At 40.9% G+C, this 13652-nt stretch carries 13 protein-coding genes; 1 reads left to right on the forward strand and 12 read right to left on the reverse strand.

Going from position 1 to position 13652, the window contains the following annotated elements:
- Positions 1 to 759: 759 nt before the first annotated feature.
- From CZ382_RS08795 to CZ382_RS08810, 4 genes are all read right to left on the reverse strand, one after another.
- Positions 760 to 1206, reverse strand: coding sequence for an acyl-CoA thioesterase (locus CZ382_RS08795; protein ID WP_088050799.1), 447 nt, complete (start codon positions 1204 to 1206; stop codon positions 760 to 762).
- Positions 1207 to 1485: 279 nt separating this feature from the next.
- Positions 1486 to 2247 (reverse strand): succinate dehydrogenase iron-sulfur subunit, encoded by a 762-nt coding sequence (gene sdhB, locus CZ382_RS08800; protein WP_088050800.1) that lies wholly within the window; start codon positions 2245 to 2247, stop codon positions 1486 to 1488.
- A 16-nt stretch (positions 2248 to 2263) separates the two neighbouring features.
- Positions 2264 to 4015 (reverse strand): succinate dehydrogenase flavoprotein subunit, encoded by a 1752-nt coding sequence (gene sdhA / locus CZ382_RS08805; protein WP_088050801.1) that lies wholly within the window; start codon positions 4013 to 4015, stop codon positions 2264 to 2266.
- 29 nt (positions 4016 to 4044) lie between these two features.
- Positions 4045 to 4665 (reverse strand): succinate dehydrogenase cytochrome b558 subunit, encoded by a 621-nt coding sequence (locus CZ382_RS08810; RefSeq protein WP_286170819.1) that lies wholly within the window; start codon positions 4663 to 4665, stop codon positions 4045 to 4047.
- Between the two features lie 377 nt (positions 4666 to 5042).
- Here CZ382_RS08810 and CZ382_RS08815 point away from each other — a divergent pair, with 377 nt between their 5' ends.
- Positions 5043 to 5477, forward strand: a complete 435-nt coding sequence (locus CZ382_RS08815) for a YslB family protein (RefSeq protein ID WP_088050803.1) — start codon at positions 5043 to 5045, stop codon at positions 5475 to 5477.
- A gap of 55 nt (positions 5478 to 5532) precedes the next feature.
- On the opposite strand, the gene uvrC is transcribed toward CZ382_RS08815, so the two are convergent.
- From uvrC to CZ382_RS08855, 8 genes are all read right to left on the reverse strand, one after another.
- Positions 5533 to 7338: an excinuclease ABC subunit UvrC gene (gene uvrC, locus CZ382_RS08820; RefSeq protein ID WP_088050804.1), complete on the reverse strand. Its 1806-nt coding sequence runs from the start codon at positions 7336 to 7338 to the stop codon at positions 5533 to 5535.
- Positions 7339 to 7438: 100 nt separating this feature from the next.
- The gene (gene trxA / locus CZ382_RS08825) at positions 7439 to 7753 is read right to left on the reverse strand and encodes a thioredoxin (protein ID WP_088050805.1); all 315 of its coding nucleotides are present in this window, start codon (positions 7751 to 7753) and stop codon (positions 7439 to 7441) included.
- Positions 7754 to 7932: 179 nt separating this feature from the next.
- Positions 7933 to 8919: an electron transfer flavoprotein subunit alpha/FixB family protein gene (locus CZ382_RS08830; RefSeq protein ID WP_088050806.1), complete on the reverse strand. Its 987-nt coding sequence runs from the start codon at positions 8917 to 8919 to the stop codon at positions 7933 to 7935.
- Between the two features lie 83 nt (positions 8920 to 9002).
- Positions 9003 to 9776, reverse strand: a complete 774-nt coding sequence (locus CZ382_RS08835; RefSeq protein WP_088050807.1) for an electron transfer flavoprotein subunit beta/FixA family protein — start codon at positions 9774 to 9776, stop codon at positions 9003 to 9005.
- Between the two features lie 16 nt (positions 9777 to 9792).
- Complete coding sequence (locus CZ382_RS08840) at positions 9793 to 10566, reverse strand: enoyl-CoA hydratase (RefSeq protein WP_088050808.1); 774 nt, start codon at positions 10564 to 10566, stop codon at positions 9793 to 9795.
- A gap of 76 nt (positions 10567 to 10642) precedes the next feature.
- Complete coding sequence (locus CZ382_RS08845) at positions 10643 to 11227, reverse strand: TetR/AcrR family transcriptional regulator (RefSeq protein ID WP_088050809.1); 585 nt, start codon at positions 11225 to 11227, stop codon at positions 10643 to 10645.
- A 126-nt stretch (positions 11228 to 11353) separates the two neighbouring features.
- The gene (locus tag CZ382_RS08850; protein ID WP_088050810.1) at positions 11354 to 13051 is read right to left on the reverse strand and encodes a long-chain-fatty-acid--CoA ligase; all 1698 of its coding nucleotides are present in this window, start codon (positions 13049 to 13051) and stop codon (positions 11354 to 11356) included.
- Positions 13052 to 13233: 182 nt separating this feature from the next.
- A complete protein-coding gene (locus tag CZ382_RS08855) occupies positions 13234 to 13641 on the reverse strand; it encodes a DUF350 domain-containing protein (RefSeq protein ID WP_088051019.1) in 408 nt (135 codons plus the stop codon).
- Between the last annotated feature and the right edge of the window lie 11 nt (positions 13642 to 13652).

Below are 13652 nucleotides of genomic sequence, written 5' to 3' on the forward strand. Positions count from 1 at the left end.
GTAGAGTGACCGAGGAGGGTATCCCCAGTTCCGTTAATTACTTTCCTAACATGTCGCTCCCCTTACCCCGAGAGATTCTTCAGTGCTGCTCTTCCAAGTTCTTGACACCTTCCATGGTCTTCTCCTTCCTTTGCCAGGATCGACTTCTCCTTGTCCACGTGTGGGTCTGCTGACGAGGCGGCAGGATTCACTTTTATGTTACGACCTGTTAGGTTGCTCGCACTACTGAGTGTGCTTTGTCACAAGGCTTCAACCTTAGGATTTCTCCACCAGTCACTTGTCAGCTACCAAGCGTCTTGGTACTTACTTGGGTTGGACTTTCACCAACTCGCAATTAACAGCGTGCTGGGCACGCCAAAGGCGCAAGCGCCCGTTTAGCGGCGTATGTGCTGCGCCCTGCCAAGCAGGGTGGTTCGGTGTTGCTGCGCAAAGCAGCGGTTTTAACCGAACATTCCTACCGTAGGAGATAAAGGAAACATGCCCCTGCAAAAGGGGTAGACGTGAGTTGGACGCAAAGTCCGCTTTTAGTCGGCCTTCCTTCTTACCCGAGTCGATGTTGACTTATCGTACGGAGGTGAAGGAAGCACACTAGCCGCTGGCGCTGGAGCCGGACGTGGCTTATCCGGTTATTAAGTTATCCACAGCCGCAAAATTTTATAATTTCCTAGACGAGAACAAAGACTAAAATGCCACGTCCTGTGATAACACCTGCACTAGAACTTCCTATGTGTCGGAAACCCCCACTGATGAAGTTTCACTTTATCCATTTCTGGACAATTTCTCCTTCATTGTATCCGTAAGGAGAATTGGTTTGCCAGTTGATGGATTGATATGTACTAATCTGCCACGCCCTGTTAGCGTTATGTCCCCAGCTTCATTCAAAGCCATATAATGAATGTCTACTGAAGTATTACCAACATGATTCGCCTTTACATATAATTTTAATGTATCATTAAAAAACATTTGCTTATGGTAATCACATTGCAAATCCGCAACGATTGGCATCCCATCTTCACGCTTGGCATCGGTGAATAGACCGACCGACTTCAAAAACTCGATACGTGCTTCCTCAAAGTAAATAAATGGTGAAACATTGTTTACATGGCCATACATATCCGTTTCCGAAAAACGGATTTTAATCGGGATGAAAAAGGAAAATTCCTTCTGCCATTTCTCCATATTATCGATATACGTTATTTTCTTCATGAAAATGAAATAACCTCCTTGATTAGAATAACTTAACAGAGTAAACTTCTTAAAGAGGATGTTCAAAATGTCACCAAATGATAAGCGGCGAATCGAGTCGCCCGCTTGCTTTTCCGCTCCTCATGTACCTTTTTTATGTACACTCCGGTGCTCAAAGCTACGCCGCCTCGACCTTCTTGCTTCTCATTCGGCGACTTTTTGAACACGCACTTAAAGTGAAAAATAGTCCTTGCCACAAACGGGTAAGGACCATTTATCGTTATATACAAATGTAAAAATCTATATGTGGTCACTGCCAAAGAAACTTTTAAATGCCTGTATATTTGTATCGCGATTCATTGCTGCAATTGAAGTAGTTAACGGGATTCCTTTTGGACAAACCTGAACACAGTTTTGCGCATTGCTGCATCCGGAGATTCCTCCATCCTCCATTAATGCTTCCAGACGTTCACTTTTATTCATTTCACCTGTTGGGTGCGCATTATACAACCGGGGCAGAGAAAGAGCGAATGGTCCAATGAAGTTTGACTTATCGTTTACATTTGGACATGCTTCTACACACACGCCACAAGTCATGCATTTTGACAATTCATATGCCCATTGCCGTTTTTTCTCCGGCATGCGTGGCCCAGGCCCCAGGTCATACGTACCGTCAATTGGAATCCAAGCTTTAATCCGTTTCAACGCATCAAACATTTGCTCACGATCAACAATAAGGTCGCGAACTACTGGAAAGGTACTCATTGGTGCCAGACGAATCGGCTGTTCCAGCTTATCGACCAGTGCAGCACAAGATTGCCGAGCTGTACCGTTAATCACCATCGAGCAAGCCCCGCAAACCTCTTCCAGACAGTTCATATCCCATTGCACCGGTGTTGTTTTCTCGCCTTTTGCATTAACTGGGTTTTTCCGTATTTCCATCAACCCGGATATAACGTTCATATTTGGTCTATAAGGAATAGTAAATGTTTCCTCATAAGGAGCAGAATCCGGGCTGTCTTGACGTGTTATAATAAACGTAACTGTTTTTTGTTCAGCCATTGTTATCCCCTTCTCCTCAGTGTTTTTTCGTGTAGTCACGTAATCTTGGTTTAATTAAAGAAGTATCTACCTCTTCATATGATATATCCGGTGCATCTTTCTCTGCATCAAACGTAGCAATCGTTGTTTTTAGCCATTCCTCATCATTACGATCCGGATAATCCGGTTTATAGTGGGCGCCGCGGCTTTCATTACGGTTGTATGCACCCAATGTAATGACACGGGCTAAATGCAGCATATTCTTTAATTGCCTCGTGAACATAATCCCCTGGTTACTCCAGCGTGATGTATCTTCCACATTAATATTTTCCCAGCGTTCCTGAAGCTCCTGAAGTTTCTCATCCGTTTTCTGCAACTTGTCATTGTAGCGCACGACGGTGACATTATCCGTCATCCATTCACCCAATTCCTGATGGAGCTGATAGGCATTTTCATCGCCATCCATCTTCATCATGTTCTCAAATTTTTCTTGTTCTTCTTTTTCTCTGTCATCAAACATTTTCGAGGATAAATCGGCAACATGTTTATCGAGACCATCAATATATTTAATTGCGTTTGGACCTGCTACAGAGCCACCATAAATCGCTGACAATAGCGAGTTCGCACCTAGACGGTTTCCGCCATGCTGTGTATAATCACATTCACCACATGCGAATATTCCCGGTATATTGGTCATTTGATCGTAATCAACCCACATACCGCCCATGGAATAATGTACTGCAGGGAAAATTTTCATTGGTACTTTACGCGGATCGTCGCCGACAAATTTTTCATAGATTTCAATGATACCGCCAAGCTTAACATCCAATTCTTTCGGATCTTTATGAGACAAATCAAGGTAAACCATATTTTCACCGTTGATACCAAGTTTTTGGTTCACACACACGTCAAAAATTTCACGAGTTGCGATATCTCGGGTAACCAGGTTTCCATAGGCAGGATATTTCTCCTCAAGGAAGTACCAAGGCTCACCATCTTTGTAAGTCCAAATACGGCCCCCTTCACCACGAGCGGACTCACTCATGAGACGCAGTTTATCATCCCCTGGAATTGCGGTTGGATGAATTTGGATAAACTCCCCGTTCGCATATTTTACACCTTGCTGATAAAGGATACTTGCTGCGGAACCGGTGTTAATCATGGAGTTAGTTGATTTACCAAAAATGATCCCGGGTCCACCGGTTGAGAATATGGTTGCATCAGATGGGAACGATTTGATCTCGTGTGTTTTGATATTTTGTGCAACAATACCTTTGCCTGCGCCTTCCTCATCGATAATTGCACCAACAAATTCCCAGCCTTCATATTTTGTTACTAATCCATTTACTTCAAAACGCCGAACCTGTTCATCAAGTGCATATAACAATTGTTGTCCTGTAGTTGCCCCAGCATATGCTGTACGGTGAACATCGGTACCGCCAAAGCGGCGGAAGTCAAGTAAACCTTCTGGAGTACGGTTGAACATAACCCCCATACGATCCATCAAATTTATAATACCTGGTGCTGCTTCACACATCGCTTTTACCGGCGGCTGATTAGCCAAGAAGTCACCGCCGTATACTGTATCGTCAAAGTGTTTCCAAGGTGAATCTCCTTCACCTTTCGTATTTACTGCACCATTAATACCACCTTGGGCACATACAGAGTGAGAACGTTTTACTGGCACAATTGAAAACAGGTCTACATGGACACCTGCTTCAGCTGCTTTGATTGTTGCCATCAAACCGGCAAGACCCCCGCCGACAACAATAACTTTGCGATTACTCATGATTAATGCTCACTCCCTAAATAATTATCTTAAACTCCATAAGCAAATGTAATGATTGCTCGAACTCCGATATAGCTGATTGCCAGGAACACGATTAATGTAGCATATGTAGCTATTTTCTGTGATCTTGGTGATTGTGTGAATCCCCAGGACACTAAGAAACTCCACAGGCCATTGGCAAAATGGAATGTAGTTGAAATCAGTCCTACAATATAGAACCAGAACATAAATGGATTAGTCAGGATACCTTCCATTAGTCCAAAATCCAGCGATGCATTGCCTAACCAGATTTGAATACGAGTTTCCCATACATGCCAAGCAATAAAAACGAGCGTGATGATTCCGGATACACGCTGAAAAAAATACATCCAATTACGGAAATAACCATATTTTGTATAGTTATTTTTGGAAACAAAGACAATATACACGCCTAGAATCGCATGAAATAAAATGGGAAGATAGATGATCAATACTTCCAAAACAATCAAAAACGGCAAGCTTTCCATGAACTCTGACGCTTTATTAAAGTTCTCCTCCCCATACACAGCAAAATGATTCACTACCAAGTGTACAATTAAAAAGAGACCAATTGGAATTACCCCTAACAGCGAGTGCAGTCTGCGATACCCAAATTCGCGATGTTCCACTATGTATTACCCCCCTTAACTTATGTTGTATTATTTTGTGAGTTGCACGGGTTTCTAAACAGTAATCCATTATCCATTAGTTGTTCCCTTTACTGCCTAAAAATGTACAATTTGTGACACATTCATTGTACTTCTATCTACAATTAGCGTCAAGAAAACAAGCTAGAAATTTTTACATAGTGACACCCCTCCGTTTTTATTTCCATTAAGTTAAAAGCAGAAAGGCATGGTATTTAATTTGAAATGAAATAAAAAAACCGTAAATGGGTATTGCACAACCGCTTAAGAAAATGGATAATAAAACTAACCGACTTAACCTGTCTATTAACATCCAAATGTAGTAGATTGTTTTGTTTTCTAATAGAAAGGGTGTGAATACAATGGCAAAAGAGCCGAAATTATTATCCATTTCCAAGCTGGACGAACTAAAGTCTACTGGTGCCGGTTATGATGTTCTCAGATACATAAGTTTACCTGAATTACTAGGAACAGAGGCGGACACATTATTATATTTTATCGGGAGAAATCTTGCGAGAAAACTGGATATTGCATCACTTGACGATGTATATCATACCTTTGAAAAGCTTGGGTGGGGACGACTGGAATTGGTAAAGGAAAAAAGAAAGGAACTCATTTTTCACCTGATGGCTGATCCCGTAGCCAATCGAATAAATGCCCCGTTTCCAGCAGAATTCCGGATTGAAGCAGGGTTTCTGGCCGAATCCCTCCAGCTGGTAAAGGGCGTGTCCTGCGAATGTCTGGAAGAAATTCATAAAAAAATCTTCCAAGTTGAATTTTCGGTCATTTATACATAACCAGCATAAAAAGGTACTGTTCAAGAAGAGTGACAGTACCTTTTTTTAAATACGCTCAATCGGGAGATTCCCCAATTTCTTCATCTTTGTCCTCGTTTAAATAAGTAATTACCTGTTCTGCGATATTTTTAGGAATGCCCAGTTTCGTTATATCCTCAATCGATGCCTGTTTAATTTCTCCGACCGATTTAAAATGAGTCAATAACAACCTTCTCCTTTTTTGACCGACGCCAGGTATTTTATCCAATTCAGATTGAAATAGATTTTTCCCGCGTAGTTGTCTGTGGAACGATATTGCAAACCGATGCACCTCATCCTGAATGCGCTGAACAAGGTAAAATTCCTGGGATTTACGTGATAAAGGAATGATAGCTGGCGGGAATCCATAAAGCAGTTCGCTTGTTTTATGCTTGTCATCCTTTGCTAATCCGCATAAGGGAATATCCAGACCCAATTCATTTTCCAGCACATCCAATGCAGCGCTCATTTGCCCCTTTCCACCATCAACGATAATTAAGTCCGGAAGTGGCAGCTGATCCTTCAATACCCGTGAATAGCGGCGGCGGATAACTTCACGCATTGTCTCGTAATCATCCGGACCTTGGACATCTTTTATTTTGTACTTTCGATATTCTTTTTTATTTGCACGCCCATCAATAAAAACAACCATTGCTGAAACTGGATCCGTTCCTTGAATATTCGAATTATCAAATGCTTCAATGCGATGCGGCGTTTCTACGTTCAATACTTCCCCTAATTGTTCAACAGCCTTAATTGTCCGTGACTCGTCCTGCTCGATAAGTGAGAACTTCTCTTTCAGTGAAATAGAAGCATTTTTCATTGCCAATTCAACCAATTCCTTTTTCCGTCCTCTTAGTGGCACATGGACATCAATTTCCAAAAGCTGATGTAATAGCTCTGCATTACTGCCGACCGGAACAAGAATTTGTTTTGGCTTCGGGTGATGTTGATGCAAATAAAACCTGCCAATATAGCTAACAAATGTTTCCTCAGGCTCATCGAAAAACGGAAAGATAGCTACATCCCGTTCAATAAGTTTTCCCTGCCTGACAAAAAAGACTTGAATACACATCCAGCCCTTGTCATAGCTGTACCCGAATATATCACGGTTCACTTGATCATTTAAGGTGATCTTCTGCTGCTCCATCACCGCTTCAATATGCTGAATCTGGTCACGCATTTCTTTCGCCCGTTCAAAATTCAGCTCTGCACTGGCATCGGCCATTTTGCGTTTGAGATCGGCTTTAATTTCTTTATGTCCCCCATTTAAAAACGAAGTAATACTCTGCACAATTTCTTTATACGTTTCTTCTGACGGGGGTGTTTCCGAGCATGCCAGGCATTGATCCATATGATAATACAGACAAAAGCGGCCTGGCGGATTATTACATTTTCTTAGTGGATATAAACGATCAAGCAGTTTTTTTGTTTCTCTCGCCGCTAATACGTTCGGATATGGACCAAAATATTTACCCTTATCCTTTTTAACTTGTCTTGTAATAAGTAAACGCGGATGTCGTTCATTCGTTATTTTTAAATACGGATAGGATTTATCATCTTTTAACAATACATTGTATTTTGGGTCATATTTTTTTATTAAATTCATTTCCAAAATAAGTGCTTCGATTTCTGAAGATGTAACAATGTACTCAAAGTTTTCAATTTCTTGAACCAAACGCTGTGTCTTACGATCATTGGCACCTGTAAAATAGGATCTGACCCTGTTTTTTAACAATTTCGATTTACCAACATAAATAACCGTATTATGTTTATCTTTCATTAAATAGCAGCCTGGCAGCGCAGGGAGTACAGCTAATTTCTCTTTAATTGTCTGATTCATATTCATTCCCCCACACTAATTATAAACCAGAAATAATCCCTTGTCACAATAGTAACAAGGGATAATCTTTGATTATAAGTGTAACCTCGCTATTCGCTAATTAAGCGTGTTTATTAATTAATTCAACCAAAGCTTCTTTAGGCTGAAAACCTATAACTTGATCAACAACATTGCCATCTTTAAACAATAACAATGTCGGAATACTCATAACACCAAATTTACCTGCTGTTTCCTGGTTTTCATCCACATCCAGTTTAACGATTTGTACTTTATCGCTCATTTCTCCATCAATTTCTTCTAAAACTGGAGCAATCATTTTGCAAGGTCCACACCATGGTGCCCAAAAATCAGCTAAAACTAAACCTTCAGCAGTCTCTTTTGCAAAGTTTTGATCTGTTACATGTGCAATCGCCATTCTATTCCCTCCTCATATCCTGCTTTTAATGAGTATACCATCGTTACGTTTTCCTAGCCAATAGTCTGCTTACAAAACATGAAGCCTATTCATTACATATTGGGAACAGCCTGATCTTTTTATTGATCAGGCTGCCCTCAGACAATTATGCTTTAGTTTGGCCACAACCAGAAAACACTTTACGCTTTAACTTCTTCTTTCATTTTTTTAATCTCTTCAATTAATAGCGGAATAACTTCAAATATATCACCAACAACTCCATAATCGGCTACATTAAATATATTTGCTTCCGGATCCTTGTTAATTGCCACAATTACTTTTGAGTTGGACATTCCTGCCAGATGCTGGATTGCACCAGAAATGCCACAAGCAATATATAAATCCGGCGTTACAACTTTACCGGTTTGACCTATCTGCAAGGAGTAATCACAATACTCTGCATCACACGCACCACGTGAAGCACCGACTGCTCCGCCTAATAGGTCTGCAAGCTCATGCAGTGGTTTAAAACCATCCGCACTTTTCACGCCACGACCACCAGAGACGATGACTTTCGCTTCAGATAAATCAACACCCTCAGATGCTTTTCGGATTACTTCTTTAATAACCGTACGAATATCTGTTACATCAACGTCCATTGCGGTAATATCTCCAGTCCTGGATTCATCACGGTCAAGCGCTGGAATATTATTTGGACGAATCGTAGCAAACGTAACATCATCCGTTACGATTTTCTTTTCAAACGCCTTCCCGGAATAAATTGGTCTTGTGAATACGACTTTATCACCGTCAGCTTCAATTTCTGTCGCGTCCGAAATCAGACCAATTTCCAATTTGCTGGCAAGCTTCGGTGTTAAATCCTTTCCAATTGCCGTATGGCCCATCACAATTCCGTCTGGGGATTCTTCATTCATCACCGCCAGTACAGCCTGGCCATAGCCTTCAGATGTATACGTTTTTAAATTGTCGTGTTTAACAGTAACAACCCGGTCAGCACCAAAGTGAATCATTTCGTTCGCTTGTGATTCCAGGTCATCGTCACCACAGATTACACCAACAATTTCTCCATCAGCATTTATTTTTTTCGCCGCAGCGATTGCTTCAAATGTCACATTACGTAATGAACCATCTCTTGTTTCACCAATAACTAATAGTTTATCACTCATCAGTATTTCCCCTTTCTTTCATTAAGATGATGTTCAAAAAGTCACCAAATGATAAGCGGCTCTTTAAACACGCACATAAACGTTTACAGTACTTTTGCTTCATTTCTAAGCAAAGAAACTAGTTCCTTCACTTGGGCATCCAGTTCACCTTCAAGCACCCTTCCCGCTTCCTTTTCCGGTGGTAAGAATATCTCAATTGTTTTTGTTTTTGGTTCTAATTCGTCTCCATCCAAGTCAAGATCATCAATCTCTAATTCTTCCAGCGGTTTTTTCTTTGCTTTCATAATACCCGGAAGTGAAGGGTAACGCGGCTCATTTAATCCTTGCTGACAAGTGACAAGCACTGGTAAGGTTGTTTCCACTTTTTCAAGGTCACCTTCTACGTCTTTATCAATGTAGACGGTATTACCATCGATTTTCAGACCGGTAATGGTCGTGACGTACGGAATGTCCAGACGCTCTGCCAGTCGCGGACCGACCTGACCACTTGCTTCATCAATCGCAACATTTCCAGCTAAAATTAAATCAACATCCTTTTCATCAAAAAATGCTTCCAGTATTTTTGCAGTAGTAAACTGGTCACCATCTTCCAAATCATCTTCTGTATTAATCAAAACTGCCTTGTCAGCCCCCATTGCAAGTGCTGTGCGCAGCTGTTTCTCTGAATCTTCATCCCCAATCGTCACTACTGTTACTTCTCCACCATGGGCATCGCGCTGGTTGATCGCTTCTTCAACTGCATATTCATCATAGGGATTAATGATATATTCTGCACCATCATCTTCAATTTGTCCGTTTGAGACAGCAATTTTTTCTTCGGTATCAAACGTCTTTTTTAGTAATACATAGATATTCATGTAAAATCCTCCTCGTCTATTTATCTTGAAAATCAGGCTTACGCTTCTCAATAAACGCCTGTACGCCTTCCTTTGCATCCTCTGAGCCAAAAACTTCGCCAAATGCAGCTGCTTCTGCTTTCACTCCGGCTGTAAACTGATCTGTAATGGCATACGGAACTAAATTCATTACACGGGTAATCGATGGTTTACTTTTAGCAGCAATTTTTTCTGCTAGTTTAGTAGCTTCTGATAAAACGTCAGCCTCCGCGACCGCCTGATTAGCAAGCCCTAAACCGCTTGCCTCTTTTCCACTGATCGGTTCACCACTTAGTATCATCTCGTAAGCCTTTGCAGTACCGACATAACGTGGCAGGCGCTGGGTTCCTGCAAATCCTGGAATAATTCCCAGTGTTAATTCCGGCAAACCCAGTTTAGCGTTTTCAGCGACGATACGGATATGGCATGACATTGCCAGTTCCAATCCGCCGCCCAGTGCAGCACCATGGATTGCAGCAATTACCGGTATAGGAAAATGTTCAACACGCGCAAATAATTGCTGTCCTTTTTCCGAAAGCGATTGATAATCGGAAGCCTTTTGCAAGGATGTAAACTCTTTGATGTCAGCACCAGCTGAGAAGAACCTTCCCTCTCCTTTTAAAATGACAGCTTTGATTGTTTCATTCTTTTCAATCTCATCCAATTTTTCGGATAAATCTTGTAATAACGCACTGGATAGAGCATTTGCCGGCGGACTTTGAATAGTCAGAGTCGCAACATGATTTGCCGCCTCATACGATAACGTTCCCACAATTTATTACCCCCTCTATATCAATATAATAGCAGAAAATGGAACAGGTAACTAGAAAAACGTGTAAGCGCTTTTCCTATTTCATACTTAATCCATTAACTAGTAATGTGTGTACTTGTGAAGCCTGATCCAATAAATCATACTTCTGATCTTTCATTACCCAATTTGTCACAATTTCATCCAAAGTTCCGAAAATCATTTGCCGCACCAGCGGAAGATTTAAGTCCTCACGGAAGAGTTTTTCCTCAATCCCCTCTAAAATGAGGTGATCAATAACAGCTAAGTAAGGCTTAAGGACATTATTAATCTTTAAACGCAAATCCTTGTTTGACTGGCGCAATTCGAGTTGAGTCACAATTGCCAAATGATGATCATCTGCCAGTTGACGAAAGTGCATTTCAATTAATGTAAACAATTTTTCACTGGCATTTTGTTTCTTGTGAATGCTATTTGCAATTTGATCGATAAACTGTCCCATTTTCTCCTCGAATAACGAGACAAGAATATCTTCCTTATTGGTAAAATATAAGTAGATTGTTCCGTCAGCGACACCAGCTTTTTTGGCAATTTTAGAGACCTGTGAAGCATGATAGCCGTTTTCTGCAATCACTTCAACAGCTGCTTCAATAATTTGTTTGAATTTCGGTTTATTTTTGTTCATGTCTATCCCCTTAGTGCTACCCATTAATAAAATGAATGAATAATCATTCATATTTATTGTACCGGGACAAATGGATTCTGTCAATATTGTACTTGTCCACTAAGCAGGTAAAAGAGAGCGAGCTGCTCAAACGGTTTTGCTGTTATCCGTGTTTTTCTCTTTTTCTTCTTCAACTAATTTTCTTCTTAAGATTTTCCCAACTGCTGTCTTTGGCAATTCATCACGGAATTCATATATGCGTGGTACCTTATATGCCGCCAGATGTTTCCGGCAATATTTGTTTAATTCTTTTTCATCTGGCTGATAGCCGGATTTTAATACAATATAAGCCTTTACCGTTTCCCCGCGATATGCATCCGGTATGCCGGCAACAACAGCTTCTTGCACGCCTTCATGTTCATAAAGGACTTCTTCAACCTCACGAGGATAAATGTTATATCCTCCGGCAATGATCATATCCTTTTTCCGGTCAACAATATAAAAATAGCCTTGTTCATCCATATACCCCAGATCACCTGTTAGTAACCAGCCATCCTTCAGTACACTCTCCGTCTCATCCGGCTTATTCCAGTATCCCTTCATCACTTGCGGCCCTTTAACTGCAAGTTCGCCAACCTCACCTATATCTGCTTCCTCTAAGGAATCGGGCGAGAGAATTTTAGCATCTGTATCCGGCCACGGAACTCCAATACTTCCATTCACCCGTTTTTCCCAAACGAAATTGGCATGGGTTACCGGAGATGATTCGGTTAAACCGTATCCTTCCACCAAACGGCCATTTGTTACTTTTTCAAACTGCTCTTGTACCTCAACTGGCAAAGGAGCAGAGCCGCTGATACATGCCTCAATTGAAGCTAGATCATATTTTTTTAAGTTGGGATGGTTTAATAGACCAACATAGATTGTTGGTGCTCCCGGAAATAACGTTGCTTTTTGTTTTTGAATCGTTTTTAATACCTCTTCTGCATCAAATTTTGGCAGCAGCACCATTTTTGCTCCAAACATAATGGACATATTCATGACGGTTGTCATCCCGTAAACGTGGAAAAACGGCAATACACCTAAGACAACCTCTTTGCCTCGTTCTGCTTTATACAGCCAGGCCTGAGACATTTGTACATTGGCGACAAGATTGTAATGGGTCAGCATTACGCCTTTTGGAAATCCTGTAGTGCCGCCGGTGTATTGTAATAATGCCAGATCTTCCTTGGGATTAACGTCAATTTCGGTGTAGTTATCTGACGTATTTGCCATAATCCGGGACCATATATGGGTATCATCCGTTTGTTCAGGTTTAACAACCATTTTATATTGTTTCTTTTGAATAAACGGGTAAATAAGGTTTTTGGGAAATGGCAAGTAATCTTTAATACCGGTAACAATAGTGTGTCTGACAGCTGTCGATTCCCGTACATTTGTTACTGTTGGCAAAAGAATATCCAGACAGACGATGAACGTTGCACCGGAATCATTCAGCTGATATTCCAATTCACGCTCTTTGTACAAGGGATTTGTTTGTACAACTGTCGCACCTGCCATTAGGGCACCATAATAGCTGATAACGGATTGTGGACTGTTGGGTAACATAACAGCAACACGATCCCCTTTTTTCAGCCCTAATGCTTGCATGTAGCAGGCCATTTTTTTTGCCTGCACACATACTTCTTCAAATGACAGTTCCTTCCCCATAAAGTGAAGCGCTTTCTTTTCCTTGTAACGTTTGGCACCCTCCATCAAAAAAGCATGTAATGGCTTTTCATCATAGGCTATGCTTGCAGGTATTTCTTTTGGATAATGAGCATGCCACCGTTTTTCTTCCCCCATCTAATCTCCTCCTCACTACCTTGTTACTTCCCATTATAAGGTTTATTTTTATTTTTTGAAATATTTATGATTAAATCAGGGGAGAAATTGCTAATTAAATTAGATAAACAATGCCAACAATGACAAAAATGATTGCGACAACAATTAGTACTTTCGCTAGCGTTTCCACTCTTGTTCTCCCCTTATCTTATACTTGCCCCAATTACAAAAGATAATCCTACTGATATCAGCATGGAAATAAATCCAACCGCTTTATTTCCACTACCGATTTCTTTATCAATTTTTATCGTTGGTGTTAAAAACTCGAAAATAAAATAGCCTGCTAATAGCAAAACAAAACCAAACACGCCCCAGCCGATACTCTGCAGCAATGTATCATTGTGTTCGATGGAATAGCGGAAAATCGTAGCAATTCCAAAGATTTTCCCTCCTGTAGCCATTGCCACTGCAAAATTTCCCTTTTTAATCTCCTCCCAGTTTTTATACGATGTGACTAGCTCAAAAATGGCTAAGAATACGATCGTACATAAGATAACTACACTATAATGTGCGGCTGTTTCGACAAAGATATTTTCCCAAAAAGCTCCCATTTTCATGACAC

Source organism: Virgibacillus dakarensis (assembly GCF_900155625.1).
In the GTDB taxonomy this organism is placed as follows: domain Bacteria; phylum Bacillota; class Bacilli; order Bacillales; family Amphibacillaceae; genus Lentibacillus_C; species Lentibacillus_C populi.

Excerpts from the sequence above, each read along its gene's own strand:
- CZ382_RS08850 (WP_088050810.1), bottom strand. The coding sequence starts at position 13,051 with ATGGGGGAAGAAAAACGGTGGCATGCTCATTATCCAAAAGAAATACCT.
- CZ382_RS08845 (WP_088050809.1), bottom strand. The coding sequence starts at position 11,227 with ATGAACAAAAATAAACCGAAATTCAAACAAATTATTGAAGCAGCTGTT.
- CZ382_RS08855 (WP_088051019.1), bottom strand. The coding sequence starts at position 13,641 with ATGGGAGCTTTTTGGGAAAATATCTTTGTCGAAACAGCCGCACATTAT.
- sdhB (WP_088050800.1), bottom strand. The coding sequence starts at position 2,247 with ATGGCTGAACAAAAAACAGTTACGTTTATTATAACACGTCAAGACAGC.
- trxA (WP_088050805.1), bottom strand. The coding sequence starts at position 7,753 with ATGGCGATTGCACATGTAACAGATCAAAACTTTGCAAAAGAGACTGCT.
- uvrC (WP_088050804.1), bottom strand. The coding sequence starts at position 7,338 with ATGAATCAGACAATTAAAGAGAAATTAGCTGTACTCCCTGCGCTGCCA.
- CZ382_RS08835 (WP_088050807.1), bottom strand. The coding sequence starts at position 9,776 with ATGAATATCTATGTATTACTAAAAAAGACGTTTGATACCGAAGAAAAA.
- CZ382_RS08830 (WP_088050806.1), bottom strand. The coding sequence starts at position 8,919 with ATGAGTGATAAACTATTAGTTATTGGTGAAACAAGAGATGGTTCATTA.
- sdhA (WP_088050801.1), bottom strand. The coding sequence starts at position 4,015 with ATGAGTAATCGCAAAGTTATTGTTGTCGGCGGGGGTCTTGCCGGTTTG.
- CZ382_RS08795 (WP_088050799.1), bottom strand. The coding sequence starts at position 1,206 with ATGAAGAAAATAACGTATATCGATAATATGGAGAAATGGCAGAAGGAA.
- CZ382_RS08815 (WP_088050803.1), top strand. The coding sequence starts at position 5,043 with ATGGCAAAAGAGCCGAAATTATTATCCATTTCCAAGCTGGACGAACTA.